This is a genomic window from Dyella sp. 01N36, assembly GCF_056399745.1.
Map to the genome: position 1 here is coordinate 18,412 of NZ_JBFTRY010000017.1, position 25,852 is coordinate 44,263.

Genomic DNA, 25,852 nt, shown 5'->3' on the forward strand with positions numbered 1-25,852 from the left:
GTCTAAATGAAAACGCCGCGCAGTGCGCGGCGTTTTCATCGAACTTCGGTGATCGAACCGATCAGGCCGTGACCTGGCTGCGCGAGCCCACCTGCGGAAAGCGGGCGCGGATCGCACGGCGGATGCTCGGCAGGTCGAGGCCAGCCATGGTCAGCACTTCTTCACGGCTGCCGTGTTCCAGGTAGGCGTCCGGCAGACCCAGGTGCAGGATCGGCTTGACGATGCCATGCGCGGCCAGGCACTCGGCCACGCCGCTGCCCGCACCGCCGGCAATCGCGTTGTCTTCCAGCGTCACGAACGCATCGTGGGTGCGCGCCAGTTCCAGGATCATCGCCTCGTCCAGCGGTTTGACGAAGCGCATGTTCACCAAGGTGGCATCCATTTCAGCCGCAATCTCGGCCGCCGGCGCCAGCATCGCGCCGAAGCTGAGCAGGGCCAGGCCATGCCCGCGGCGACGCAGTTCCGCCTTGCCGATCGGCAGCGTTTCCAGCTCCTGCTGCAGCGGTACGCCGGGGCCAGTGCCACGCGGGTAACGGATAGCGGCGGGTCCGTGATACTGGAAGCCCGTGGTGAGCATCATGCGGCATTCGTTTTCGTCCGCCGGCGCCATCACCACCATATTCGGCAGGCAACGCAGGAACGACAGATCGAAGCTGCCTGAGTGCGTGGCGCCATCGGGGCCGACCACACCGGCGCGATCGATCGCGTAGGTCACGTCGAGGTTCTGGATCGACACGTCGTGGATCGCCTGGTCGAACGCACGCTGCAGGAAGGTGGAGTAGATCGCCACCACCGGCTTGGCGCCTTCGCAAGCCATGCCGGCGGCCAGCGTCACCGCGTGCTGCTCGGCAATCGCCACGTCGAAGTAGCGCTGCGGGTATTCCCTGGAAAAGCGCACCAGGCCCGAGCCTTCGCGCATGGCGGGCGTGATGCCCAGCAGGCGTTCGTCGGCGGCGGCCATGTCGCACAGCCAGTCGCTGAAAATATCGGTGTAAGAGGGCTTGGACGGGCCGGCTTTCTTAACCAGTCCCGCCTGCGGATCGAACGGACCCACCGCGTGGTATTCGATCTGCGCCTGTTCCGCCGGCGCGTAGCCCTTGCCCTTGGTGGTGATCACGTGCAGCAGCTGCGGGCCGGGCAGGTTCTTCACCGTGCGCAGCGCAGTAAGCAGCTGCGGGATGTTGTGGCCATCGATCGGGCCGGTGTAGTGGAAGCCCAGTTCCTCGAACAGCGTGCTGGGCACGAACATGCCCTTGGCGTGCTCTTCCCAGCGCTTGAAGAAGCGGCCGAAGAACGACTGCTTCGGAATCGCGCGCTTGGCCCGCTCGCGCAGCGCATTCAAGCGGCGGCTGCTCATGGCCCGCGCCGCCATCTTGGTCAGCGCACCGACGTTCTCGCTGATCGACATGCCGTTGTCGTTGAACACGACCAGCATGTTCGGCTCCACGTCACCGCCGTGGTTAAGCGCTTCGAAGGCCATGCCGGCGGTCATCGCGCCATCGCCGATCACGGCGACGACCTTGCGCTGATCACCCTTGCGCTGCGCGGCGATGGCCATGCCCAGCGCTGCCGAGATGGAGGTGGACGAGTGGCCCACGCCGAAGGTGTCGTACTCGCTTTCCTCGCGACGCGGGAACGGAGCGAGGCCGTCCTTCTTCTTGATCGTGGTGATGCGGTCGCGACGGCCAGTGAGAATCTTGTGCGGATAGCACTGGTGGCCGACGTCCCACACCAGGCGATCGTTCGGCGTGTCGAACACGTGGTGCAGCGCGACGGTCAGTTCCACCACGCCCAGGCCGGCGCCGAAATGGCCGCCAGAGCTTGCCACGGCTTCAATCAGATATTGGCGCAGCTCGTCGGCGACGAGAGGCAGCTCGTCGTCGGACACTTTGCGCAGGTCGGCCGGCGTCTCGATGGGCGCCAGATGGGGGTAGCGGGACAGGTCGTTCATTGGCGTATTGTTGGCCCAGCGGGGAGGCGGGGCAAGGGCAGCCGGGTGAATTCTTGCGGGCTGCGCCTCCACACGGCGCTGACACGGCAGGGGCGAGGCTCCGGCGCAGTCATTCAGCCAGGGCCCTCCCATGAGCACACGCAAGGCTTTCCAGCGGTTCGCCGGATCCGTCGCCCATTATTCTGGTCGCCCGGTCACCTTTGTCCTGGCGGTGCTGGTGGTGGTGGCCTGGGCCGTCACTGGGCCGATGTTCGGCTTCGGCGACACCTGGCAGCTGGTCATCAATACCGGCACCACCATCGTGACTTTTCTGATGGTATTCCTGATCCAGAACACCCAAAACCGCGATTCGACCGCCGTGCAGATCAAGCTGGACGAGTTGATCCGCAGCTCACAGGCGCACAACGCCTTGCTCAACCTGGAAGAGCTCGACGAGCAAACCCTCGACCGCATCCGGCGCAGCTACTGCCGGCTGGCCGAGCTGGCGCGCAATGAGCTGCAGCGCATCGAGGACGAGGACGACCCGTTCGAAGCCGAAAGCGAAACGCCTTAAACCATGTGCTCGCGACGATCGCGCGGCAGATGGTTGACCAGGAATTCCATCTGGTCGGCCAGGATGTTGCGGTTGGACAGGATCAGATGCTCCACCCAGCTCGGGCGGTAGGGCACCGCCAGCAGCGGCATATTGGCCTGCTGCGGCGTGCGGTTGCTCTTGCGCAGATTGCACGCAAGGCAGGCGCTGACCACGTTTTCCCAGCTGTCCTTGCCTTGCTTGGAAATCGGCAGCACATGATCGCGGGTCAGTTCGCCGCGGCTGTAGCGCTGGCCGCAATACATGCACAGATAGCGGTCGCGGGCGAACAGCGCGGTATTGGTGAGCGCCGGCGAGGGATCGATGGCGTGGTCGCGGCAGTGGCCGGTGCTGGCAATGATGGGATGCAGGGACAGCGTGCTCTGCAGCCCGCTGAGGCGGTTATGGCCGCCATGCACCGTCAGGCAGGGGTCGCCCAGCGTCCAGGCCACGGCGTCGCGAACATAGAGGCAAACGGCCTCCTGCCAGCTGATCCAGTCGAGAATTCTGCCGGCGGCGTCCAACGACAGCACGCGGGTCGAATGAAGATCGACAACGCGGCCAGGTACTTCCATCAGCATGCAAAACCGTCCTTCAACCCAGGGGAATGAACGTTCGGGTGCCGCAAAGATGCTCGTATGTGGCCGAGGATAGACCAAATCCATGACAGAACACACGCAAATGGTTGTCAGGGCAGGGGAAGGCATGCCCGACGGGTGTTCTCGTGTCGGCGGAAGCGCTGATATAGTGTCCGTTCATTTGTAGACCCGAGGCCGGGTTTGGGAGGGGGAGCCTGGGTGGCGACCCCGGCACGGCTGGGGAGAGGTATTAACGTGGCTGAAGTTCTTTTCTACGAGCGTCCTGTTCCGCTCAACCGCACTGAACACAAGGATCTGCGCATCAAGCCGATCCCCAACCTCAAGTTCGCCGGCTCGGTGCACTCGGTGCCGCTGACCGGCGTGGAATTCCCCGCAGCCGCGCGCGACCTGCCGATCCTGTTTGGCGGCGTGACCGTCGAAGACGCCGGCCCGATGGCCCTGCTGGGCCTGCGCGAGAACGAGAACCTGTTCATCAACGAACAGGGTCACTGGGTGCCCAACACCTATATCCCGGCCTTCATCCGCCGCTATCCGTTCGTGCTGGCCGAAAAGCCGGTGGGCGCCGAAGGCGACGACTTCACCGTGTTCCTCGACGAAGCCTACGAAGGCTTCAACACCACCGAGGGCGAAGTCCTGTTCAAGGACGACGGCAGCGAGAGCGAAGTGCTGAACAACGCCGTGCGTTTCCTCGGCGAGTTCCAGCAGCACGTGTCGCGCACGCAGTGGTTCATGGAGCAGCTGCGCAAGCACAAGCTGCTCGAGCCGCGCAACATCCGTCTGGAGAAGGATGGCAAGTCCATCAACCTCAACGGCTTGTTCGTGGTCAATGAAGAGAAGCTGCGCCAGCTCGACGAGCAGACCGCGCTCGAGTTCCTGCGTGAAGGCGTGTTCGGTTGGATCTATGCGCACCTGGTGTCGCTGGGCAATATCGACCGCGTGTCCCAGCGCCTCAGCGAGCGCGAGCAGGCCGAACTGGCTGCTTCCTCCGCGCTGAAGAACTGATGCAACTCGCGTCGCGGCGCCTGCGGGCGCCGCGACCTTGTCCGCGGCGTGCAAGGCGTTGCGGCTGAACTGTGCTTTGTCCCGGCAAGGTCCGGCATCCTCACGCCATTCAAGCAGGGCCGGGCGATATGCTTGGGCCGAACGGGGCTGCGTGGCGCCGCCGACGCGATCCCCAGAACGGGGCGGGCATGTCCGAGCAGAACAAGCGCGTGGTGATGTCGTACGTCGACGCGTTCAACCGCGGCGACCTCGATGGCGTGTGCGCGTTGTTCGCGCCCGATGCCTTGATCCATGGCGTGCTGGGCTGGGGAGGCCTGGAGATGGCGCGCCCGGTGTGGGAGCAACTGATGCGCTGCTTCCAGATGAGCCTCGAAGTGGATGCGGTGGTGGCCGAAGGCGACACCGTGGTGGTGCGCTACACCGAGCGCGGTCGTTCGGTGCAATCGTTCCGCGGTGGCCCGGTCACCGGCAAGGATTACGAAGTGCTGGCGATGGAATGGTTCGTGGTGAAGGAAGGCCACATCGAACGCCGCTGGGGCGTGCGCGACACGGCGTCGATGTTTGCGCAGATGAGCTTGCCTCCGCCGTGAGTATCGCCTTCAGACGCCATAGGTAAGGCTGGGCCGCCAGTCGGCGCCGCGTCCTTCGGGCAGGCAGTCGAGCAGGTTCCACAGCGGCCAGATCGCATCGACGTGACGCGGATCCTGCCCCGGCTCTGGCGTCACGAACATCAACTCGCTGCACCAGGTGTGATGCACGTGGCCATCGCGCCTGAGAAAAATATTGAGCGCCGGCATCTGCCGGCCGTCGGCGCTTTCGCCGTGGTAGTCGGCGCTGTACGTGTTGTGCGCGGAGGACAGCAGATGCAGATGGCGCCAGCCGCGATCGCGCGCGAAATGGCGGATGCGCTGGATCGGCGACTTCGCTACCACCGCCACATTCACGCGCTGCCGAAGATGCGGCATCTCGCCGTCCAGCGCATCGAGTATCGACGAGCACGATGGGCAGGGCGCCGACATCGCCGGCCCGAACATGAAGCTGTAGATCGCCAGCGTGTCCTTGCCATCGGCAAACAGATCGGACAGGCGCGTCTGGCGTTCGATATCGGTATCGATCGGCGTGTCGCCTTCGTCATCGAAGGCATAGTCCACCGGAACCGTGCCGCCCAGCGGCAGTGCACGGCGCAGCGCGGCGGTCGCTTCGGTTTGGCGCCGCAGTTCCATTTCCGCTCTCAGCAGGCGATCGCGGGCGACCCGATAGGCAGGGCTTTCGCCAGGGAATCGAACGGTGTGCAGTGTGTCGGTCATGACTGTCTCCCGTCGTGCGGTGACTGCCGGCATGGCGCCCTGGGCGCCGACCATCGCTCAACGCACGGGCTTGGCCAGGCGCAGCAGGTCGGCGGCGTAGCCTGCGTTTTCGTAGACGGCGCGCGCGCGTTCATTGCCGGGGAACACTGCCAGCGTCACTAGCTGGCAGCGATGTTCGCGAGCCCAGTTTTCGGCGTGATCGAGCAGGGCGCGTCCCACCCCGCGGCCTTCGTGCTGGGCGGCCACGGCAAGATCGGAGATGTGGCAGTTGCTGCGGCCGGTGAAATAGTCCTGCGTTTTCTGCAGATGGATGAAGCCGACCGCCACGCCGTCGCTGTCTTCGGCCACAAACAAAAAGCTGTTGGCCGGCTGCTCATCCAGATGACGGCTGAGGTCCTTGCGGATGCCTTCGATGCATTCGTGGCGCCGCCGCCATGGCGGCAGGCTGAAGTCCACGAAACGGGGCACCAGGCCAAGGATGAAGTCGTCGTCGTCTTCGGCCAGACGGATCAGATAGCTGGTGTCGCTCATGCGGGAACAACCGGATTCGCGAAAGTAGAGCGTTTTCTACACCCACGGACGTCTAGACGGTAGTCCTGAAAATGTGAAGAGGCACTCGTGTGGTTCGTGGCCTGTCGCGCACAGGGTGCGCTCCCACTCAAAAGAAAAAGGCCCCTCCGTGATGGAGGGGCCTTGGGTGCATCACATCAGGCGATGGCGGGGATGGTGTCCACGCCGGCCTCGATGGCGGCCTTGTGGGTCAGGCTGCGCGGCAGGATGCGGGCGAAGTAGAAGGTCGCGTTGTCACGCTTGGCCTGCTTGAACGCCTCCTGCTGGCTGCTGTTGGCCAGCGCGGCGGCGCCGCGTGCCGACATATAGGCCAGCGTGATGTAGCCGGAGTAATACAGGTAATCCATCGCCGAGGCGCCCAGCTCTTCCGGGTTGGCCTGCACGCGCTGGGCGAGGGCCAGGGTGAGGTCGGCCCATTCCTTGGCGTGCTTGGCGAGCGGGCCGATCAGCCCGGCGAGCGAAGCATCCTGTGCGTGCTGCTGGCAGAACGCCAGGATCTCCTGCAGGAACAGCTTGAAGCCGGTGCCCTGCAGCTGGAGGATCTTTCGGCCCAGCAGGTCGGCGGCCTGGATGCCGGTGGTGCCTTCGTACAAGGTGATGATGCGGGCATCACGCACGAACTGCTCCACGCCGTTCTCGGCGATGTAGCCATGTCCGCCGTACACCTGCAGCGCTTCCTTGGTGCACTCCTGCGCGAGCTCGGTGACCACGCCCTTGGCGATCGGGATCAGGAACGCGACCAGGTCGCTGGCCTGCTTGCGCGTGGCTTCGTCGGCGCCGCGGGCTTCCACGTCGGTCTGCAGCGAGGTGTATAGCAGCAGCGCGCGCGAGGCTTCCACCAGGGAGCGCTGGGTCAGCAGCATGCGGCGCACGTCSGGSTGCACCATCAGGTTGTCGGCCGGCTTGTCCGGGAACTTCGGGCCGGACAGGGCGCGGCCCTGCAGGCGCTCGCGCGCGTAGTTGGTGCTGTTCTGCAGCGCACGCTCGGACAGCGCCAATCCCTGCACGCCCACGCCGAGGCGTGCGGCATTCATCATGGTGAACATGGCGGCCAGACCCTTGTGCGGCGCGCCGATCAGGAAACCTTCGGCGGCGTCGAAATTCATCACGCAGGTCGCCGAGCCGCGCAGGCCCATCTTGTGCTCGATGGCGCCGGCCGCGACCGTGTTGCGCTCGCCCAGCGAGCCATCGGCGTTCACCTTGAACTTGGGCACGATGAACATCGAAATGCCGCGGCTGCCGGCCGGTGCATCGGGCAGGCGGGCCAGCACGAGATGGACGATGTTCTGCGCCAGGTCATGCTCGCCGGCGCTGATGAAGATCTTGGTGCCGGTGATCTTGTAGCTGCCGTTGTCGCCGGGTTCGGCGCGGGTCTTGAGCAGGCCAAGATCCGAGCCGGCCTGGGGCTCGGTCAGGCACATGGTGCCGGTCCAGCGGCCTTCGACGATGGGCTTGAGGTAGGTGTCCTGCTGATCCTGGGTGCCGTGCATTTCCATCGCATGGCAGGCGCCTTCGGACAGCAGCGGGTACAGGCTCCACGCCAGGTTGCCKCCCTGGAAGATCTCGCTGGTGGCCGTGCCCATCACATTGGGCAGGCCCTGGCCACCGAAGCGCTCGGCCTGGATCAGGCCGGTCCAGCCGCCTTCGGCAAAGGCCTTGAAGGCCTCCTTGAAGCCCTTCGGCGTGGTCACCGTGTGGGTGGCCTTGTCGAAGTGGCAGCCTTCCTCATCGCCGCTGGCGTTGTACGGCGCCAGCACCGCTTCGCTCAGGCGACCGGCTTCCTCCAGCACGGCGTCCAGCAGATCGCGCGTGTGACCCTCGCCGCCCTCCAGCTTGGTGAGCACGGCTTCGGCGCCGAGCACGTCAAAGAGGGTGTAGCGCTGGTCGTCGAGAGGGGCCTTGTAGATCGTCATGGCAGAGTTCCTTCGTGGGTCATGCAGGCGCCGACATCAGCGCCAGGTGTTGGGGATCCCCGGCACCGGCGACAGCCAGTCATTGCCGTGGAAACTGAAATCGCGAGCGGCTTTTTCCTGCTCGGGCTTGGCGTTGGCCGTGCCGGTCACGTTGTAGGGCACGCTGCCCGCACTGCCTTTGACGGCGGCGGCCTTGAGCGCGGCGGTCATCTCCGGCGTAGGCAGCAGGTTGATCTGGGTGACGTCGGCGGCGAAGGGGGGAATGTCCAGGTCGAACGCCGTATGCAGGCGGACGGGCACCAGTTCGGCCACCTGCAGCTGGCCATCGAGCGAGGTGAAATCCATCGAACCGTAGCTGTTGTTCTGGATGCGCAGCGTCACGCGCCATTCGCCGTTGGGCTGGGTGCGCATCTCCTGGATGCTCACCGTTGGCGGAAACACGCTCTTCTTGGGCGGCCCGCAAGCCACCAGACCAGCCACCAGCACGAGCAGCACTACCCAACCGAGCAGTCGTTTCATGGATGCACCTCAAACGATTGTTTGAATCTTAGCAGGAGGACCTCGTGGTCTGTCCACGGGGTTCCGCTGTCCGGGATTCATCTCAGCGCGAATGCGATTACGTCGTCGTGACCAACGCGCCAGAGGTTCCCATTGCGCAACGCAGCAGGCATCATCTCCGGCTCATCCCCCACTGCCTCCTACCCATGACCCGACGTATCGTTGCCCGCCGCTCCCCCATCCATGGCAATGGCGTGTTCGCCGTCGCTCCGATCAAGAAGGGCGAGGAAGTCGTCGAGTACAAGGGCACGCTGATGAGCCATACCGAGGCCGATGTGCTCTACGGCGATGGCGGCGAAACCGGGCATACGTTCCTGTTCACGCTCAACGACGAATGGCTGATCGACGCCAATCGCAAGGGCAACACGGCACGCTGGATCAACCACAGCTGCAATCCCAATTGCCAGGCCGTGATCGAGGAAAGCGCGAACGGCGACGCTCGCAAAGATCGCGTGCTGATCGAGGCGATCCGCAACATCAAGCCCGGCGAAGAACTCACCTACGACTACGGCATCACCCTGGACGTGCCCCATACCGCGCGCCTGAAGAAGCTGTGGCAGTGCCTGTGCGGCTCGCCCAAGTGCAGCGGCACGTTGTTGAAGGCCAAGCGCTGAGTTTGAGTTTGCGTTCGCGATAACCCTGTGGGAGCGCACCCTGTGCGCGACCGCAGCGTTTCGGTGTACCTCCGGTGTGGTTTTTAGCGGAGCGATTCGGCGAAATCGGGTCGACCCGTGCCCTCGGGCGCCTGTCGCGCACAGGGTGCGCTCCCACAGGTGAGCGGGGTGCGTTCCAGCATTGAGGATGGACGCGCGAGGCCATCATGCGTCGATGGGATACTCGATCCGGATCACCTCGATCACCAGGTCCCCCGCCGGCCGCTGCCACGTCACCTCATCACCCACGCGGGCGCCCAGCAAGGCCTTGGCCAGCGGCGAGACGTGACTCACCAGGCCGTGTTCCACGTCGGCCTCGTCTTCGCCGACGATGCGGTAGCGTACTTCGCCCTCGTCGCTGTCCACTGTCACCAGCGCGCCGAACGCCACGCGGTCGCGTGGCTGTTGTGCCAGGTCGATTTCGATCGCGCTGCCGACCCGCGTATTGAGCCAGCGCAGTTCGCGCTCCACCTCGGCCAGCTCGCGCTGCTGCGGCAAGGTGTCAGCGGCAGCGCGCAGCGCGTCGCGCCGTTCGCGCATGGCGACCAGCCGTGCACGCAGCAGCGCCAGTCCACGCTTCGTCACAACATTGGGGTGTTCGCTCAGCGGGATATCCGGCAGCCGTTCGCCGACGGACTCGTCCGCATCCTTCACGAAGGAGCGGCTCATCGCATGCCTCCAGCGCCGTCCATTTCGGCGCGTCTCCATTAAACACATGCGGCGTATTTGCGGCGCCTCAAGCTGGGGAGGCGCACGAGCGCGACGCCGGTCGCGCCCGTTCAGGCCTTGCTACGGGGTCAGTCGTCGTCCACGTGCGGCTTCCACGCCTCGGCCAGCTGTTTCTGTACCGGCATCGGCACCGGTTCGTAGTGACTGAGATCCAGGCTGTAGCGGCCGCGGCCACCCGTCATCGCCTTCAGCTCGGTGGGGTAATCGGTGAGTTCGGCCAGCGGTGCCTGCGCCTTGATCACCAGCTCGCCGCCGCGCAAGGAATCGGTGCCCATGATGYGCGCGCGCTTGCCGGCTAGTCCGCCAGTGACGTCGCCCACGTTGGCTTCCGGAATGGCCACTTCCACGTCCACGATGGGTTCGAGCACGATCGGCCGGGCCTTGCCGATCGCATCGAGAAATGCCTTTTTGCCGGCGCTGATGAAGGCCACTTCCTTGGAGTCCACCGCGTGGTATTTGCCGTCGTAGACGGTGACGCGCACGTCCTGGATCGGATAGCCCGCGATGGCGCCGGTTTCCAGCGCCTGGCGCACGCCTTTCTCGATGGCGGGGAGAAACTGCCCCGGGATCACGCCGCCTTTGATCGCATCGACGAACTCGAAACCGGCACCGCGATCGAGCGGCTCGACGCGCAGAAACACCTCGCCGAACTGGCCGGCGCCACCGGTTTGCTTCTTGTGCCGATGATGGCCTTCCGCACGCCCGGCAATGGTTTCGCGGTAGGCGATGCGCGGCGGATGCGTGGTCACTTCGACGCTGTAACGCTCCTTCATGCGCTCCAGCATCACCTTCAGATGCAGGTCGGAGAGTCCGCGCACCACCGTCTCGTTGAGTTCCTTGTGATGCTCCACGCGGAAGCACGGATCTTCTTCGGCGAGGCGGCTGATGGCCTGGGAGAGTTTCTGTTCCTGTCCCTTGTGTTTGGGTTCGAGCGCCAGGCCGAACATGGGCTGCGGAAAACGCATGGGCGCGAGATGGATGCGGTCTTCGTCATGCGAATCGTGCAGCACGGCGTCGAAATGGATTTCCTCGATTTTCGCCACGGCCACGATGTCGCCGGGTATCGCCTGTTCGATCTCCTCGTGCGACTTGCCGCGCAAGCGGAACAGGTGTCCCACCTTGAAGGGTTTCTTGCTGTCGTCGATGAACAACTGCGTGTCGCGCTTGACCGTGCCCTGCCAGACGCGGAACACGCCGAGTTTGCCGACAAAGGGATCATTGACGATCTTGAAGACGTCGGCGATCACGTGCGCCCTGGGATCGGCGTTGACGGTAATCGTTTCGTCGTCGCTATTGAGGAACGGCGGCGGATTGCCTTCGGCTGGATTGGGTAGCAGGCGCTCGGCCAGTTCCAGGAATTCCTTGAGGCCGGCGCCGGTACGCGTGCTGACGAAGCAGATCGGCACCAGATGCCCTTCGCGCAGGCATTGCTCGAACGCGTCGTGCAATTCCTGCGGCGTGAGGTCGCCTTCACCCGCATCGAGATAGTGGCCCATCACGGTTTCGTTGACTTCCACCACCTGGTCGAGAATGCGCTGGTGCGCTTCGGCCAGCGACGAGAAGTCGGTGGCGCCATCACTGTGGAAAAAGCAGTCGAGCACCTTCGTGCCGCCTTCGGCCGGAAGATTCACGGGCAGGCATTGCGTGCCGAATTCCTCGCGCAGCGCATCCACCAGTGGCGCGAGCTTGGCCACGTCGCAATCGATCTTGTTGATCACCAGCACGCGCGCCAGTTTGCGTTCGCCCGCGCGCTCCATGATGCGGCGCGTGCCGTATTCGATGCCGTTGGAGGCATTGACCACGATGGCCACGGTTTCCACCGCGGCGAATGCCGACAGCGTAGGCCCGCGAAAATCGGCGTAGCCCGCCGTGTCGATCAGGTTGATATGGCTCTGTCCGAACGGGATGCTGGCAATGGCGGTATCGATCGAATGCCCGCGCGCTTTTTCCTGTTCGTCCGTATCGGACTGGGTCGTGCCGCGCTCTACCGACCCTTGGTTCTGGATCACGCCGCCGGCGTGCAGCAGGGCTTCGAACAGCGTGGTCTTGCCGGCGCCGGCATGTCCGGCAAGCGCGATGTTGCGGATGTTTTCCGTGTTGTACGACACGATGCGACCCTCCCATGGCTGGGCGCGGGTTCGTGCCGACGTGACCTGCGGCGCCGCACGAAGCCGCGCGAGCGGCTGACGATGGCGGGCCRTCATGGTCGTCCAGGCGTGCGGGACGCGGGGGCGGTCATGGCGGGTACGGCCGGTTGGCCGTTTGTGTAGATTTTCGCCAATGGCCTTCCGGGTCAAGTTGCAGTGCGATGAACCCGCCAAACGGCGTCAACGGGGAACCCTCGGCGCTTGCGCGGGTCAGCAGAAGTCCCCATCCCCGCATGGCCGACCCGGATGACCGGCCGGCAGCCCCCGCAGTCCAGAAGAGATTCCCCATCGAGCACACCGAGCAGGTCGAACACCATCGCTGGACGCCCCCGGGCCCGCCAACGCGTGGGCTGGCGCCTCTCGACGGACCCACGCGCGCGATGCTGCATCAGCTGCGCTGGCGAAAGCCTCCGCCCAACCGCGGGCGTCGCTGGCTGGCGCTGGGCATCGTGCTGGTGCTGCACGTGCTGTTTGGCTGGCTGACCTGGCACGAGATGCAAGTGGGCAAGGCGGCCGCGCGGGCCCAGCAGGAGCGCACCGGTGCGCTGCTGGTGCGGTTGATACCTCGCGCGACCACGCCGCCGGGACCGGTCGCCGCGCCCGAGCTGGCACCGCCACCGCCGCCGGAGCCGGCGCCACCACCGCGTCCGGTCAATAAGCCGGCGGTGCACGAGCCGCCGGCGAAGAACGCCATGACAGTAAGTCTGCCGCCCGAGCCGCCGGCGCCTGCCAGTTCCAGCCCGCCCTCGCCGCAGCCGGATCTTGCCGGTCAGGCCGCGCTGCCTGCCACGGCGAGCACGGCCGCTCCCGCGCCCGAGGGCGACTATGTGCGCCAGATGCCGCAGGGCGATGCGAAGATCATGCAGCACACGACCACCGTGCCGTACAAGGCCACCCGCTTCGAGAAGGACTGGCAGAAGGGCGGTGGCAGCTCGGTCGATGACGCGCTCAAAAAAGGCGTGGACAAGAGCACCGTCTCGCACACCTTCCACATCGCACCCGGCGTGCGCATCCATTGCTCCGTTTCGCTGCTGGCCTTGGGTGGCGGCTGCGGTGGCGACCCGCCGCCGCCTCCGCCATCCAATGACGGCGACATGCGCATGAACATGGCGCCGGCCAACCAGCTGGCGCCCGGTTCGCCGCCGCCCAAGACCATCAGCGTGGCCGAATGCATCGCCATCTATCGCGCGGAGAAACCGCTGCCGCAGGGCTGTCCGGTCGACACGCCGACGCGCTCGGTCGACGCCGAGATGCAGGAACGGGCGTCGCATCCACCGACGCAGGACGGCGGTTGATCGAGGGACTACTCAGAACCTCGCCACTGCCCATTACACTTCGCCCATGGACAGGGAATCCGCGGGCCGGCTGACAGTGACGCTTCCATCGCCCAAGTCGGCGGCGGAGAGCGCGGGCGTCTATCGTCGGCGCCGCGCGGAACGTCCGCGCGACCGCTGGTTGCGCATCATCGCCTTCGTCGGCGCGCTGTTCGTCCATCTCGCTTTTCTGGTCGGCATCATCCTGGGGCCTGCCTACGAGCTGGATGAACTCAACGACGAAACGCCGCCTCTGGTGGTGCGCCTGATCGAGAAAGCCAAGGAAGAACCGCCACCGCCGCCGCCGGTGCGCGGCACGCCGCCCAAGCAGGTGGGTCCGGTGCATCGGGGCAACGCGAGCAATGCGCCGCGCACGGCGCGCCGCAGCAGCTCGTCCACGCGCACCAATAACGATCTTTCGCCCGTACCGGTGCCGGCCATGCAGACGCCGGTGGTCACCGATGTGCCCAAGGCCACCGCGCCCAAGCCGGAAATCACCGCTGCGCCACTGCCGCCGGTGACGTTGCCCAAGCCGGCGCCTGCCGAACAGCTGCAACCGGTGCCCACGGCGCCGGAGCCGCCGCAGGTCGCGTTGGAAACGCCGGCTGTGGAGAAGCCGGTGCCGCCGAAATTCCAGCCCGAGCCCATTCGCAAACCTCAGGCGGAAGGCAACCAGCCGGTGCAACCGCCGGCCTCGCTCGCGCTACCTGAGGTGCCGCCGCAATCGGCGCCGGTGGTCACCCCACCGACCGTCGCGCTGGAAAAAGCGGTGCCGGTCACCACGCCGCCGAGCATTGCGGCCGTGCCCCGACCCGAAGCCCCCGCATCGCCGCCCGAACCGGAGTTGCAGGCTGTGCCGCTGCCCGCGCAGGCGGCGCCTACCGTGAACCTGCAGCCGCAGCCGAGCCCGGTGGCGCCGGTCGTGCCGCGCGAACAGCCGACGATCGAATCGCCGGCGATCCGCGTGGCGGAAGAGCCGCAGCTGGAAGCCGTGCCGTTGCCACCTAATCCGCAGCCGTCGCTGGAACATCCGCAGGCGCCGCACCTGGACGTGGCGGCACCCAAGGCCATCGCGCTGGACAACCAGCCGTCGATCGAGCGACCGCAGCTATCGGAGACTCCAGCGGAGGCAGCCCCCACGCAGAATGCCGCGCCGTCGTCGGCAGCCAACGCATCGACGCAAAGCGCATCCAGCGCGCAGTCCAACACCGCCAGCAACGAGTCGAGCCGATCGTCCAGCGAAAGCGGCCAGAGTAGTGCGCCCAACGCGACGCCGCAGGGCAGCCGCACGGGTACGCCAGGCCAGGCCAATGGCGTCGACCAGTCGCCCAACGTCGCCGGTGGCAAGGGGCTCAATCTCGGCTTGCCGCCCGGCAAGGGCAACGGAACCAGCAACGGTCAGGGCGGCAAAGGGCAGGGCGAGCAGGAAGGCGCCGTGGGCACCTATGTGCAGCTCAAGCCGCACGGCAATACCGAGATCATGTCGCACGGCACGCCTAGCATCGGCTATACGCCCACGCGGTTCGAAAAGGATTGGACGCCCGAAGGGGAAAGCTCGATCGACACGGCACTGCGCCGCGCGGTCGAGAAAACCACCATGCGCCACACCTTCAACCTGCCGCGCGGCGTGCGCGTGGAATGCGTGGTGATGCCGCTGTTCCCGATGGCGCTGTTTGGTTGCGGCGACGGCAATCCGCCGCCAAAGCCGGTGGACGACGTGGTCTACGACAAGATGAAGTTGGCGCCGACCCATCCGCTGGTTCCGCCTGCACCGGGCGCCGCCGCGCCAACAATGGCGACCGTGAAGCTCGACAACAGCGCCCAATGCGCCGCGGCGCGCGTGGCCGGTGGCCCCATGCCGCCAGGCTGTCCGACTGAAGTGACGCTGCCGGCAGGTCCTGCGCGCAGCAGCACGACGTGGGTACCCGCGAGCGACCAGTTCCACTGATCGCTGCGGCCATCACGTCGGCGGCGCCCGCTTGGCGTGGTGGGGTCCGGCGCAGTGTCGGACCCCACCCATGCATCGCGCGTTTAGCGCAGGATGCCGTCGGTTTTCAGCTTGGGAATCAGCGCTTGCGCAAGCTGTGTGGTCGCCTTGGGAATATCGTTGATACCGATGCCTTGCGTGGTCACCGTCCAGATCAATTTTTCCGAACGCGGATCCCACACGCTCGTTTCCAGCGTCACCACGTCGTATTGCTGCACGTCGGGGGTCGACGCCCACGCGCCGCCGTACCAGCCATAGAAGCCGCCATACATCGGGCCGCTCGGCGTGACACTGACCCTTTGCTCCACGCGTTGCACGCGCGTCACCAGCACGGCCTGCGCGCCGCTGGACTTGACCAGGTCGCGCAGCCCGATCGCGCCGGTAGTGCCAGCGGGAATCTGCGTATAGCTGGGGGCGGCCTGGATGCCTGCGGCCTGCAGCTGTTGCGAGAAGGTGTCCTCAAAGACGTGGCGCATGGTGTCGCTGCGCGAGATGCCCACGACCACCACGTTGGTTGCAGGCGGTCCCGGCCACGACGGATCGCGCCACTGGTTGGTGATGCTGACGTTCGAACACGCGCTCAGCACAAGGCCGGCGACGATCACGAGCAGACGCAACGCTTTCATGGCGATGGCTCCTGGAAGGCCCGTCCAACGGGCGGGTGGCAAAGCGATTGTGCGGTGGGGTTCGTGGAGACTTCGCGATAATTGACACCCACTCTCATGGCGAGGGTCGCAGCAGCGAACCGAAAGTGAGATAGACCGAATTGTGGCCGCCCTGGGCGTAGCCATAGCCGAGGAACAATGGCCCCAGGGGCGTTTGTACGCCCAGGAACATGCTGCCGGCATAGATCAGCGAACCCAGGTCGACCTGGCTGCGGCTCTGCCAGGCGTTGCCCGCCTCCAGGCTCGCGCCGATGTAGATGGGCGTTGAGAAGAGGGCATCCATCTGGCCGGTGCGCCGGTACACCACGGCGCGACCGAGCACGGCCTGGTCGCCATGCAGCGAGCGCTCCGCGAAGCCGGAAAGATTCAGGAAGCYGCCCAGAAACTGCTGCGCCTCGAAGAACCGGTCCATCTGCGCGTCATGCGAGAGGGCACTGGTGGCGCGCAGACCCAGCAGCAGGTGATAGCGGGACTGCGCCAGTCCGAAATCGGGGACCCAGTCCGCGTTCAATTGCGCCACGTCGCCGGTCTGATTGCCGCCCAGCCACGGCCGGTACATGTCATAGGACAAGTTGATATGCGCACCCTTGGACGGAAATTGCGCGTTGTCCAGGCTGTCCCAATCCAACCCCACCTTGGCCTGGCTATAGTCCTGCTGCGCGTTGAAAAAATCCCCGGGGTCGCCAATGCGCAAATCGCCTTTGTCGCGTCCACGCGTATAGGCGGCCAGCACGCGCCAATAGGAGAACGGCGACCATCCTGTTTCGAAGCCCAGATAGCTGCGCTTGATCCGGTATTCCGCCAGCTGCCTGTCGCCATCGGAGGTGAAGACCGGGAAGTCTTCGTTGCGCAGCAGGCCATAAGGCATCACATAGGTCGATGCGCCTTGGCCGAACGGTTGATAGAACTCGGTGGCCACACCGCCGATGCGCCCGGCCCACAGGGTGCTGCGCCATTCGGCACCGAGGCGATTGAGGTTGGTGGCGGTGATTTCTGCGGAAATCAGGTACTCGCTGCGACCGGCAAAATCATCGTTCAACTCGAAACCGAGCTTGCCGTACAGCGGACCCCAGGGCTTGTCGCGTGGAATGATCAACAGCCCGCGATCATTGCCCTGCTGCTGCAGGCGGTAGTCGATCTGCTGGTAGTTGCCGCGGCCGTAGATGCTGCCAATTTGTTCTTCCAGTTTGTTCGGATCGAACGGCTTGCCGACGTCCTTGCTGAGGCGCTCGTCGACATACTGAGCCGTGTCCGTGTGCGCGGCGTCCACCTTGAGGAAGGCGACCAGTCCAGGGTCGAACTCTCGTTGCCGGTGTTGTGCGGTGTAGCTCGCCCATTCGTCCGGACCCACGGACAGCGCCTTCAGCCGAGGCAGCGCCGCTTCGGCGGCGGCGCGACCAATGGCGATGGCCTGGGTGCCGCGATTGAATTCCGCGGCGCTCATGTCGCCGAGCGCCGGTGTGATCAGGATGTCGTTGCTGCCCAATGTGGCGAGCTGCTGCCGGGTTTTGTCTTCCATCAACGCGCTCACCATCTGGTTGAGCACGGCCAGCGGATTGCTCAGTTGCTCGCGCTTGGCCAGCGGCGAACCGACGTTCACCACGATCAATTGCGTGGCGCCCATGCTGCGCGCAACATCGATCGGCACATTGTCCATCAGGCCGCCATCGACCAGCAGCAGATCATCGACATTGGTGGGCGCGAAGGCGCCGGGCACGGACATGCTGGAGCGAATCGACAGTGCCAGATCGCCCGAACCGAACACCACTGCCTTGCCTGCCACGATGTCGGTGGCGATCGCGCGGAACGGTATGGGCAATTGATCGAAGTCGTGCACGTTCCAGGTGGAAATCAGCAGGCGGCGCAGCAACAGCAACAGCTTCTGGCCCTGCACCACGCCGGCCGGCGTGATGATGTGGCCGTTCTTGTAGCCCACTTCGAAATTGAGCAGATAGCGGTAATCGGCATCCTTGCGGCGCATCGGCAGTTCGCCGCGCGCGGGGTTGTCTGAAAACAGGTCGTCCCAGTCGAGCGAGGTGATGATCTCGTGCATTTCCTGCGGCGAATAACCGGCCGCGTACATGCCTCCCACGATGGAGCCCATGCTGGTGCCGGAAATGCGGCAGACCGGGATGTGCTCGCGCTCGAGTACTTCAAGCACGCCGATGTGCGCCGCGCCGCGCGCGCCGCCACCGCCAAGCACCAAGCCGATGCATCGGCCCGACGCAGGAGGCGGTGCGGATTGCGCCCAGACGGGCAGCACGGCACACAGGCAGAGCAAGAGGAACAAGCCAACGCGTCGACGCATTCTTACCCCCAGGCACGCAAACGGCGTTACTTTGAGTAGCGCCGAGTGAAGGCATCCTAGGGCAGAATTTCGCGGCGCGCGTCCGTGAAATTACTCAAATGCGCCTGTCATCTTGCGGGTTTTCGTGCACGGTTTCGTCACAAAGCTTTCCGTGCCCGGTAGCCTGCGCTCTCGCGTGAGGCTACTCGTCAGGACGCGGGAGCCGGGCGGCTCCCTGACCGTTACAGCATGCGCAGCATTTCTTTCAGCAGCGGCAAGCGACGCACGCGCACGGCGCTCACGCGGAACACTGCATTGGCCAAGGCCGGCGCTGCCGTGGGCATGCCCAGGAAGCTCGCACCGGTGGGATCGCGATCGCCCGGCACGATGATCACCTCGGTGGTGTCCGGCAACTGGGCCATGTTCGCCAGCGGGTAGTCCTTCCAGCTGCGCTGCTGGACCTGACTGTCCTTGTAGCTGATCGACAGATTCAACGCGGTGGACAGCGCATCGAGCGTGGCGCCTGCGACCTGGCCTTCCAGTCCGGTGGGGTTGATCACTCTTCCCACGTCGACCGCGCAGACCACGCGTTCGATGTTGAGCTTATTGCCTTGGAGGGACGTCTCGATCGCGTGCGCCACATAGGCACCGTCTACGTGCCAGCAGGCGATGCCCAGGCCATTGACGGTGCGCAGCCAGTTCTTCCACTCGATGCGGTCGGCCACCAGCTTGAGCACATTGATCAGGCGGGCGGTGTCCAGCGTGCGGTTGTCGCCGAGCGGGATGACGCGCGGCTCGCCGATCAGGCGCAGGCGCGTGACCAGCGGATCTTCCTTGAGCGATTGCGCGATCTCGTCGACGAAGCTCTCGACGGCGAATGCATTGTTGACGTTCGGCATGCCGCGCGAAGGGCCGCGCAACATCGCCGACGGCAGCGAATACCAGTCGCTGCGCAAGTTGGTCACCAGGCCCGCCGGCAACTGATGGGCATCCAGTTCGGACGTCCACAGGCGGTTGTCGGCCACGCCGCGCTGCGCCAGCGCCGAGGCGCTGGCCATGCGCTGGTTCCAGCTGGTGACCTGGCGCTTGCCGTCCAGCGTGGCGCTGAACTTGTGCACGGTGGCCGAGCGATAGAAATCCTGCGTGAGATCTTCATCGCGCGTCCACATCAGCTTGACCGGCTTCTCGACCGCCTTGGCGAGCATCACGGCTTCGGCGACGTAATCGTGATCGAGGCGACGGCCGTAGCCGCCGCCCACGCGCGGTACACGGATTTCGATCTGCGCAGGGGCGAGGCCAGTGAGTCGCTGCACGACTTTCCAAGCCTTCTGCGGCGCCTGCGTCGGCACCACCAGCACGGCGCCGTCCTTGTCGATGCGGGCCACGCAATTCATCGGTTCCGGCGTGGCGTGCGCCAGCCACGGTTGCACGTAGGTCGCTTCCACCCGGCGGGCGGCCTTCTTGGCGACGGCGTCGACGTCGCCGTCGTTGCGCACGCGTGCGGCCGGCTGGGCGTTCTTGTCATTGAGAACGTCGCTGGCCTGCTGTTCGAACCAGGCGCTGCTTTCGCTTTGTGCGCCGGCCTTCCACTGCAACTTGAGTTTCGCTCGACCCTGCAGGGCGGCCCAGGTGTTTTCAGCGAGTACGGCCACGGCGGGCGAACGCACCGTCTGGCCAAGCGGAATGCCCGCCTCCGGTTTGATCTGCACGACCTTGACGACACCCTTCACCGCCATGGTGTCGGTCGTGTCGAGGCTCTCCACGCTGCCGTCAGGCCAGGGGCAGTGGGTCAGCACGGCGATCAGCGCTTCGGCCGGATAGGTGTCCAGAGCATACGGCGCCTGGCCGGTGACGATAGCTCGCGCGTCGATGTCACCGGCCGGCTGGCCGATCAGGCTGTAATGCTCGGGCGACTTCGGCGGCACCGGCGTGGCGGGCGGCGCGATCTTGGCAGCGGCATCGGCGAGCGAGCCGTAGCCGAAGCGACGACCATCGGGTGCGATGACGCTGCCCTCTTCGCAGCGCAGGCGGTCGGCGGGAACGCCAAGGCGTCGCGCCGCGGCCTGCAGCAGCAGCCAGCGCGCGAGCGCGCCGGCGCCACGAAGATCGGCCCACGCAGCGGGAATGGAATCGCCCAGCCCGCTGGTCTGGTGTCCGTAGATCCAGCGCGGCTGGCCGTTGTCGTCTTCCACGCCGAGGCCGAGCGAGACCACGCTCACGCGCGTCCAGTCGGCATCGAGTTCGTCGGCGATGATGCGCGCCAGCGAGGTGGACGTGCCGGTGCCGGTGTCCGGATCGCGCACGCCGATCACGATGTTGCCGTCCGCATCGATGCGCACATAGGCGCCCAGGCCATACAGCGTGTCGCCCAGCATGGCCGCAGGGACAGGCGCGTCGGCGGCATCCGCGAACGGAATGCCGATGATCAAGGCGCCGGCGCTACCGGCCAGCACCTGCAGGAAACGTCGACGCGAGAGCTGCGGCGTATGGTCGTTCGCGCGGCTCATGCGTGCGCTCCCTTGGCGACGCGCTTGATGGCGAGGCGCACGCGGGTCTGGCAGCCGCAGCGGCAAAGATTGGGCAACTGGTCGATGTCGTTGTCGCTCGGTTGCGGATGGCGCGTAAGCAAATCGATCGAAGCCATCAGCCAACCCGGGGTGCAATAGCCACAGCCAATGGCGTCTTCGTCGACGAAGGCCTGCTGCAGCGGATGAAGTTTGCCGTCGGCCGCGGCCAGGCCCTCGACGGTGGTCACGGCCTTGCCGGCCAGTTTGGCCACGGKCAGGGTGGTGGCCGAGGCGAGCTTGCCGTCGACCAGCACCAGGTCGTAGCCGCCTTCGCCGTGCTCGCCGCTGTACTTGGTGCCGGTAAGGCGCAGCACGTCGCGCAGATACCACAGCAGGGGCATCTGATCGTCACCGGTGTGGCGATAGCTCCTGCCATTGATCTCCAGATCGACTCCCTCGCGCACCTTCTCGGCCACGATGGTGTTGCTTGTTCCGGGTGTCGGTAACTGGTCTTGCGACTGCGCCATCGGTACAGAACTCCTTGGATATCTACTTATTGTGGCATCGGAGCGCGATGCTTAGGAGGTAACCCGGCTGAACAGGCGTCGCCAGACCAGGTAGACCGGGATGCCGGCGGCCATGATCAGCAGGCCGATGCCCGTGTTCAGGGGGCTGCTGCGCAGGCTTTGCACCATCACCAAGCCGATGGTGGCGATGAAGATCAGCGGCAGCAGCGGGTAACCGGGTACGCGGAAGCTGGCTTGATCGCCTTCCCGGCGGCGATACCAGAACAAGGTGCCGACGCCAAAGGCGCAGGCGAGCCAGTCGCCAAAGGTCGCGTAATCGAGCAGTTGGCCGTAACTGCCGGACCACACCAGCACGATGGCCCAGCCAGAGAGCAACAACAGCGCGACATTGGGCGTGTGGTGCTTCGGATGCAGGCGGGCCACGCTGCGGAAGAACAGGCCGTCTTCGCCCATCACCTGCAGCACGCGGGCTCCCGCCACCAGGGTGATATTGCAGAAGCCCAGCGCGGAAATCGCCACGCCCACCGCGATCAGTTTTGCCCCTGCCGTGCCAAAGACCCGCTGCATCACATCGGCCGCGGGCGCGCGGCTGGCGGCGAGGCCGGCGTGGCCGAGCACCGCGAGATAGGCGAGGTTGACCAGGGCATAGGCCGCGATCACCAGCAGCATGCCGATGAACAGGGCGCGTGGCAGGGTGCGTTGCGGCTCGCTGACCTCACCGGCCAGGTTGTTGAGATAGGTGAACCCGGAATAGGCAAACAGCACCGGCAGCGCGGCGCCCATGAAACCCACGTCGGCCGTTTGCGGGTCGGTGGCCAGCATGCCGTGGCCGCTCACGCCGGCCAGGAACAGGCCGCAAACCACCAGCACCGCCACGGCCAGCAGCTTGAGCAAAGTAAACAGGTTCTGCACCTGGGCACCCAGGCGCAGACCGAACAGGTTGATCAGTGCCACAAAGACCAGCGCGCCGATGGCCAGACTGGTGGCGGCGCTGGCGGGCAGGCCGAACAGGGAGGCTGCGTAGCTGGCAAAGATGGTGGCCACCGCTGCGGTCGATCCGGAATAGATCACCAGCAACATGCTCCAGCCGAACAGGAAACCGGCCAGCGGGCCAAACGCTTCGCGCAGGTACACGTAGCTGCCGCCCGCATGAGGACGACGCGCTCCGAGTTCCGCATAGCAGAGTGCGCCGATCAGGGTCAGCAAGCCGGCGCCGATCCACATCAGCAGCAGCGACAGACCGGACGATGTGCGCATCGCCACGACGTACGGATTGAGGAAGATACCGCCGCCGATGATGCCGCCGACCACGATCATGGCCGCGTCCCACGGTCGGAGGCGGCGGACGTAACCGCCGGACGTCGAGGTGTCGGTCATGAAGGCTTCGCTGCGGGAAAGTGCAGCGAGCATCGCAACTGGGGCCGGTATCGGCAAGCCCTCGACGTCCGTCGGGCCGGCAAAAGAGAAGGGCCGGCACAGGCCGGCTGGGCAGTAAAGAGAAGGGCCGGCACAGGCCGGCTGGGCAGTAAAGAGAAGGGCCGGCACAGGCCGGCCCTTCGTCGACGATCAGGCGCTGGTGCTTAGAACACCGTCATGAACAGCGCCAGGTTGGTCACGTTGAGCGTGCCGATGCCGGCACCGGGTTCATACCCGCCCACGCCCTTGTAGAACCAGTTGTCTCCGGACTTGATGTCGTTGAACGGCGAGAAAGCGCCGTAGCCGAAGATGTTCTGCAGCGGATAAATCTGCGGGTTCCACAAACCCTGGCGACCGCGCGTGGCCTGCTTGAGCAGCGCGCTGATGCCGTTGAGCTGCGGTGCGACGAAGCTGGTGCCGCCTGAGCCGGTGAGCAGGCCCGGGCCATCCAGCGAGGAGACCAGGCTGTAGCCGGTTTCCGGGTCGGCGTTGAGCGAGATGTCCGGCTCATTGCGGCCCTTGTAGTTGGCCGGCAGCGTGTAATCGATGCCGAACTCAGGGAACAGCCAGCGCTGGTTTTTCTCGCTCTTCTTGATCCCGGGCGTGAACGCCTGGTACAGCGGCACCGGCCAGAACACGCTCACGCCGCCACCACCGCCCACCGAGAACACGGCAACGTTGAGGCCCAGGTTCTTCTTGAAATAGGTCTGGATGTAATCCCAGCCCCAGACACCTTCCTTGGTGATCGATTCGACCGGACCGCCGCGGAAGCTGTAACTGAAGGGCACCGTGGTGCCGCCCGCGGTGGTGATGAACGGATCGGATCCCGGGGCGTCCGCCGTCAGCGGCGGCGGTACCGGATCGGTCAGCGAGCCGCCAAAGCCGCGTACGGTGTCATAGGCGCCGGAGTCGCCCGAGGTGGCGAACATCGAGATGCCTTGCACCGCGGCTTCCAGAAACACCTGATGGAAGGCGCGCAGCTCATCAGTGAAATCCACGCCGCCTTCGGTCTGCGGGAAATACAGGATTTCCGGCGAACCCCAGCTTACCGACAGACTGTCGACCTTGTTGTCGGACACCGCCTGATTGAACACGTCGAAGAAACCGGCGTCGGTATTGGGCGCGTCATAGACGATGATGTCTGCCCACGGTGCGAGGCCGCCGGATTGCTCTACGTCAAGCGACGTTTCGCCGGAACCGGCCGGGCCGCTCAGCGGTCCGCCGCCGTCCACATGCACCTGGGTGATGCGGTTGGGCTTGACCGACAAGCCGATGGCGCTCCAGTAGCTATAGGCGTCGGCCGGCAGGAAATCCGCCAGCGTGGCGATGCCGATGGTCGAGCCCTTGCCGTTAACACCCGCCTTGTAGAGCGGGTTGATGTTGTAGCGATTGGCTACATCGCCCACGGTGAACTCACCGGGCGTGCAGGTGGCGGTGGGATTGCCGGTGCAGGGCGGCGCAGCAGGCGCCGCCGCAGCGGTTCTGGCCGCCGGGCTCATCGTCGATGCCGAAGCGGGCGCGACGGGCTCGAAGGCCGACACGCGATGCGAGCGATAACGTGCCTCGGTGCTCAGGCCCGATGCAACAATCAGCGTGCCCGACAGCGACGAGGGCAGGGTGGGTTGATTGCTCGGCCGATGGAAGGTCGTGCCATCCGCGCTCTGGTAATCGTGGATGGACGTCTGGAAGGCTTTATTGAATTGGCCCACCGTGCCGCTCACCTTGATGGCGAGATGATTGGGCAGCAGTTCCACTTGCGTGAGCCCCTGCTGCTTGACGAACGCCTGCACCTTGGCGATGTCGCTGGCCGAGGCGCCGAAGCGGTCGGCAAACTGATCGGTGGTGAGGAAGCGGTGGTACGAGGGGTTACCCTGGGTCACCGTGCTGTAAACCAGACTCTCCAGCGCCGCCTGGTTTCGAAGGCCCAGTACGAGCGTAACGTTCACTTTCTGGCTGGTGTTGCTTGGGCCGAGATCGGCCGGTGACGAACTGCCGGCAGCCATCGCTACCGAAGTAGCGCCACCGAAGAGCAGAAGGCCGAGAGAGACCGCGAGCGACTTGCGATGCAACGTCGAGAGCATGTTGTTTCTCCAGGGTAGATACAGCCGACGCTGCGCATCGACGACGCCCCTGCGCGCCGCCGCGCCCTTCAGCGAGGCCGTAAAACGGACGTAATCGCTTTCCCCAAAATCCCAGCCCGCCCCCTGGAGACACATTCGCGCTGGTGCTCCGAACCTACGCCTGCGGTGTCACCGGGTGAAGTGCCCGCCACGTCGCAGGAAGTCACGAAACCCGCGCCACGCCTCAATCGGATTCGCAATAAATTACGTCTATATCGTTTGGACTACGTATTAGTGCGAACCAGTTCGCTAATCGCACATGGTCTTAGGGCTATGCAGCCTGTAATTTGCGCGTGGACCGCGCATGTACTTGCGTCAGACATCACAGCAAGGAAGCTTTAATGAAAATGTTTGGATTGGCCGCGACTGCGGCCATTGCGTTTGCGACGATTTCGACCTCCGCTGCTGCGGTGGACGGCCAGTTCTTCGTCGCCGGAAGTCTTGGGCAATCCAACTTCAATAACAGCTATATCGGCAATCAGGACAAGACCGACACGCAAGGCGCGCTGCGACTGGGCTACGCCTGGCACAGCGGCTCGCTCGAGTACGGCGTGGAGACCGGTTACGCCGACCTCGGCAAGACATCTGCGACGGGAAGCTACACGAATCTGATCCGAGGGATCCTCTTGATCGAGCGCGTCGATTACCGCAATCAGTTTTCGGTCAAAGGCGGGATCCTGGGCGGCAATCTGAAATACAACCTCGGATCGTGGTACCTGTCAGGGCATGCCGGGTGGTTCCGTGCGAAAGTCGACAGCGAATATGACGCCACCCTTACGCCCATCTACAACCCCCTGGCCAGTACCGGGTATTCACATACTCGCGGTTCATCCACGTCGACCAACGAATACGTTGGCGTGGGAGCTGGCTACAACTTTTCCAAATCCTGGAGCGTTGGCGTCGGTTACGACTACTACGACTTTGGAAGCGACTACGGTCACGTGAATGCCTATTCGGCTACGGCGGAGTTTCGCTTCTGAGAATCGATCCTCGATGTCTCGTACTATCGGGAACTTTCAGCCTCAAGACA

Annotated in this window: 21 protein-coding genes; 7 read left to right on the top strand and 14 right to left on the bottom strand. The window is 65.0% G+C overall.

Translation table 11 applies throughout. The features are described 5' to 3' along the window. Positions 1 to 61: 61 nt before the first annotated feature. Positions 62 to 1,951 carry a 1-deoxy-D-xylulose-5-phosphate synthase gene (dxs, locus tag AC1DMG_RS06265; protein ID WP_441603104.1) on the bottom strand — a complete coding sequence of 630 codons (1,890 nt, stop codon included), beginning with the start codon at positions 1,949 to 1,951 and terminating at the stop codon, positions 62 to 64. Between the two features lie 130 nt (positions 1,952 to 2,081). On the opposite strand from dxs, the gene AC1DMG_RS06270 reads away from it, so the two are divergent. Beyond that, positions 2,082 to 2,504, top strand: a complete 423-nt coding sequence (locus AC1DMG_RS06270) for a low affinity iron permease family protein (RefSeq protein ID WP_441603103.1) — start codon at positions 2,082 to 2,084, stop codon at positions 2,502 to 2,504. On the opposite strand, the gene AC1DMG_RS06275 is transcribed toward AC1DMG_RS06270, so the two are convergent. Then, entirely contained in the window at positions 2,501 to 3,103 is a 603-nt protein-coding gene (locus AC1DMG_RS06275) for an HNH endonuclease (protein WP_046971024.1), read from the bottom strand. The two genes, AC1DMG_RS06270 and AC1DMG_RS06275, sit on opposite strands and share 4 nt — an antisense overlap. A gap of 252 nt (positions 3,104 to 3,355) precedes the next feature. On the opposite strand from AC1DMG_RS06275, the gene AC1DMG_RS06280 reads away from it, so the two are divergent. Both AC1DMG_RS06280 and AC1DMG_RS06285 read left to right on the top strand, forming a co-directional pair. Further along, positions 3,356 to 4,123, top strand: coding sequence for a SapC family protein (locus AC1DMG_RS06280; protein WP_441603102.1), 768 nt, complete (start codon positions 3,356 to 3,358; stop codon positions 4,121 to 4,123). A 188-nt stretch (positions 4,124 to 4,311) separates the two neighbouring features. Continuing rightward, a complete protein-coding gene (locus AC1DMG_RS06285) occupies positions 4,312 to 4,713 on the top strand; it encodes an ester cyclase (protein ID WP_477178406.1) in 402 nt (133 codons plus the stop codon). A 9-nt stretch (positions 4,714 to 4,722) separates the two neighbouring features. On the opposite strand, the gene AC1DMG_RS06290 is transcribed toward AC1DMG_RS06285, so the two are convergent. The 4 genes from AC1DMG_RS06290 to AC1DMG_RS06305 form a co-directional block, all read right to left on the bottom strand. Further along, positions 4,723 to 5,430 (bottom strand): DUF899 family protein, encoded by a 708-nt coding sequence (locus tag AC1DMG_RS06290; RefSeq protein ID WP_477178405.1) that lies wholly within the window; start codon positions 5,428 to 5,430, stop codon positions 4,723 to 4,725. A gap of 57 nt (positions 5,431 to 5,487) precedes the next feature. Continuing rightward, positions 5,488 to 5,961 carry a GNAT family N-acetyltransferase gene (locus AC1DMG_RS06295; RefSeq protein WP_441603099.1) on the bottom strand — a complete coding sequence of 158 codons (474 nt, stop codon included), beginning with the start codon at positions 5,959 to 5,961 and terminating at the stop codon, positions 5,488 to 5,490. 176 nt (positions 5,962 to 6,137) lie between these two features. Continuing rightward, positions 6,138 to 7,913 carry an acyl-CoA dehydrogenase C-terminal domain-containing protein gene (locus AC1DMG_RS06300; protein WP_477180312.1) on the bottom strand — a complete coding sequence of 592 codons (1,776 nt, stop codon included), beginning with the start codon at positions 7,911 to 7,913 and terminating at the stop codon, positions 6,138 to 6,140. A 36-nt stretch (positions 7,914 to 7,949) separates the two neighbouring features. Continuing rightward, complete coding sequence (locus tag AC1DMG_RS06305) at positions 7,950 to 8,432, bottom strand: hypothetical protein (protein WP_477176247.1); 483 nt, start codon at positions 8,430 to 8,432, stop codon at positions 7,950 to 7,952. Between the two features lie 185 nt (positions 8,433 to 8,617). On the opposite strand from AC1DMG_RS06305, the gene AC1DMG_RS06310 reads away from it, so the two are divergent. Then, on the top strand, positions 8,618 to 9,085 hold the full coding sequence (locus tag AC1DMG_RS06310) for an SET domain-containing protein (protein ID WP_477178404.1): 468 nt from the start codon (positions 8,618 to 8,620) through the stop codon (positions 9,083 to 9,085). Positions 9,086 to 9,289: 204 nt separating this feature from the next. On the opposite strand, the gene AC1DMG_RS06315 is transcribed toward AC1DMG_RS06310, so the two are convergent. Together AC1DMG_RS06315 and fusA are read right to left on the bottom strand one after the other, a co-directional pair. Continuing rightward, a complete protein-coding gene (locus AC1DMG_RS06315; RefSeq protein WP_477178403.1) occupies positions 9,290 to 9,793 on the bottom strand; it encodes a GreA/GreB family elongation factor in 504 nt (167 codons plus the stop codon). 128 nt (positions 9,794 to 9,921) lie between these two features. Then, positions 9,922 to 11,961, bottom strand: a complete 2,040-nt coding sequence (gene fusA / locus AC1DMG_RS06320) for an elongation factor G (protein WP_477180319.1) — start codon at positions 11,959 to 11,961, stop codon at positions 9,922 to 9,924. 419 nt (positions 11,962 to 12,380) lie between these two features. Here fusA and AC1DMG_RS06325 point away from each other — a divergent pair, with 419 nt between their 5' ends. Beyond that, on the top strand, positions 12,381 to 13,295 hold the full coding sequence (locus AC1DMG_RS06325; RefSeq protein WP_477178402.1) for a hypothetical protein: 915 nt from the start codon (positions 12,381 to 12,383) through the stop codon (positions 13,293 to 13,295). 46 nt (positions 13,296 to 13,341) lie between these two features. Next, entirely contained in the window at positions 13,342 to 15,261 is a 1,920-nt protein-coding gene (locus AC1DMG_RS06330) for a hypothetical protein (protein WP_477180313.1), read from the top strand. Positions 15,262 to 15,344: 83 nt separating this feature from the next. Here AC1DMG_RS06330 and AC1DMG_RS06335 read toward each other — a convergent pair whose 3' ends face one another. The 6 genes from AC1DMG_RS06335 to AC1DMG_RS06360 form a co-directional block, all read right to left on the bottom strand. Further along, entirely contained in the window at positions 15,345 to 15,926 is a 582-nt protein-coding gene (locus AC1DMG_RS06335; RefSeq protein ID WP_477176242.1) for a DUF4136 domain-containing protein, read from the bottom strand. A gap of 94 nt (positions 15,927 to 16,020) precedes the next feature. Beyond that, the gene (locus AC1DMG_RS06340) at positions 16,021 to 18,273 is read right to left on the bottom strand and encodes a patatin-like phospholipase family protein (protein ID WP_477180314.1); all 2,253 of its coding nucleotides are present in this window, start codon (positions 18,271 to 18,273) and stop codon (positions 16,021 to 16,023) included. Positions 18,274 to 18,494: 221 nt separating this feature from the next. Then, entirely contained in the window at positions 18,495 to 20,759 is a 2,265-nt protein-coding gene (locus AC1DMG_RS06345) for a xanthine dehydrogenase family protein molybdopterin-binding subunit (RefSeq protein WP_477178400.1), read from the bottom strand. Beyond that, on the bottom strand, positions 20,756 to 21,286 hold the full coding sequence (locus AC1DMG_RS06350; protein ID WP_477180315.1) for a (2Fe-2S)-binding protein: 531 nt from the start codon (positions 21,284 to 21,286) through the stop codon (positions 20,756 to 20,758). Before AC1DMG_RS06350 ends, AC1DMG_RS06345 begins: the two co-directional genes overlap by 4 nt. Positions 21,287 to 21,337: 51 nt before the next feature. Then, the gene (locus tag AC1DMG_RS06355) at positions 21,338 to 22,663 is read right to left on the bottom strand and encodes an APC family permease (protein ID WP_441603088.1); all 1,326 of its coding nucleotides are present in this window, start codon (positions 22,661 to 22,663) and stop codon (positions 21,338 to 21,340) included. Between the two features lie 203 nt (positions 22,664 to 22,866). After that, a complete protein-coding gene (locus tag AC1DMG_RS06360; RefSeq protein WP_441603087.1) occupies positions 22,867 to 24,783 on the bottom strand; it encodes a S53 family peptidase in 1,917 nt (638 codons plus the stop codon). A gap of 380 nt (positions 24,784 to 25,163) precedes the next feature. On the opposite strand from AC1DMG_RS06360, the gene AC1DMG_RS06365 reads away from it, so the two are divergent. Continuing rightward, on the top strand, positions 25,164 to 25,802 hold the full coding sequence (locus AC1DMG_RS06365) for an outer membrane protein (RefSeq protein WP_477178399.1): 639 nt from the start codon (positions 25,164 to 25,166) through the stop codon (positions 25,800 to 25,802). Positions 25,803 to 25,852 lie beyond the last annotated feature (50 nt).

Coding starts and splice junctions, on each gene's coding strand:
- AC1DMG_RS06285 (WP_477178406.1), top strand. CDS start 4,312: ATGTCCGAGCAGAACAAGCGCGTGGTGATGTCGTACGTCGACGCGTTC.
- AC1DMG_RS06270 (WP_441603103.1), top strand. CDS start 2,082: ATGAGCACACGCAAGGCTTTCCAGCGGTTCGCCGGATCCGTCGCCCAT.
- AC1DMG_RS06275 (WP_046971024.1), bottom strand. CDS start 3,103: ATGCTGATGGAAGTACCTGGCCGCGTTGTCGATCTTCATTCGACCCGC.
- AC1DMG_RS06325 (WP_477178402.1), top strand. CDS start 12,381: ATGCTGCATCAGCTGCGCTGGCGAAAGCCTCCGCCCAACCGCGGGCGT.
- AC1DMG_RS06305 (WP_477176247.1), bottom strand. CDS start 8,432: ATGAAACGACTGCTCGGTTGGGTAGTGCTGCTCGTGCTGGTGGCTGGT.
- AC1DMG_RS06365 (WP_477178399.1), top strand. CDS start 25,164: ATGAAAATGTTTGGATTGGCCGCGACTGCGGCCATTGCGTTTGCGACG.
- AC1DMG_RS06310 (WP_477178404.1), top strand. CDS start 8,618: ATGACCCGACGTATCGTTGCCCGCCGCTCCCCCATCCATGGCAATGGC.
- AC1DMG_RS06335 (WP_477176242.1), bottom strand. CDS start 15,926: ATGAAAGCGTTGCGTCTGCTCGTGATCGTCGCCGGCCTTGTGCTGAGC.
- AC1DMG_RS06330 (WP_477180313.1), top strand. CDS start 13,342: ATGGACAGGGAATCCGCGGGCCGGCTGACAGTGACGCTTCCATCGCCC.
- AC1DMG_RS06315 (WP_477178403.1), bottom strand. CDS start 9,793: ATGAGCCGCTCCTTCGTGAAGGATGCGGACGAGTCCGTCGGCGAACGG.
- dxs (WP_441603104.1), bottom strand. CDS start 1,951: ATGAACGACCTGTCCCGCTACCCCCATCTGGCGCCCATCGAGACGCCG.
- AC1DMG_RS06360 (WP_441603087.1), bottom strand. CDS start 24,783: ATGCTCTCGACGTTGCATCGCAAGTCGCTCGCGGTCTCTCTCGGCCTT.
- AC1DMG_RS06355 (WP_441603088.1), bottom strand. CDS start 22,663: ATGACCGACACCTCGACGTCCGGCGGTTACGTCCGCCGCCTCCGACCG.
- AC1DMG_RS06345 (WP_477178400.1), bottom strand. CDS start 20,759: ATGAGCCGCGCGAACGACCATACGCCGCAGCTCTCGCGTCGACGTTTC.
- AC1DMG_RS06290 (WP_477178405.1), bottom strand. CDS start 5,430: ATGACCGACACACTGCACACCGTTCGATTCCCTGGCGAAAGCCCTGCC.
- AC1DMG_RS06295 (WP_441603099.1), bottom strand. CDS start 5,961: ATGAGCGACACCAGCTATCTGATCCGTCTGGCCGAAGACGACGACGAC.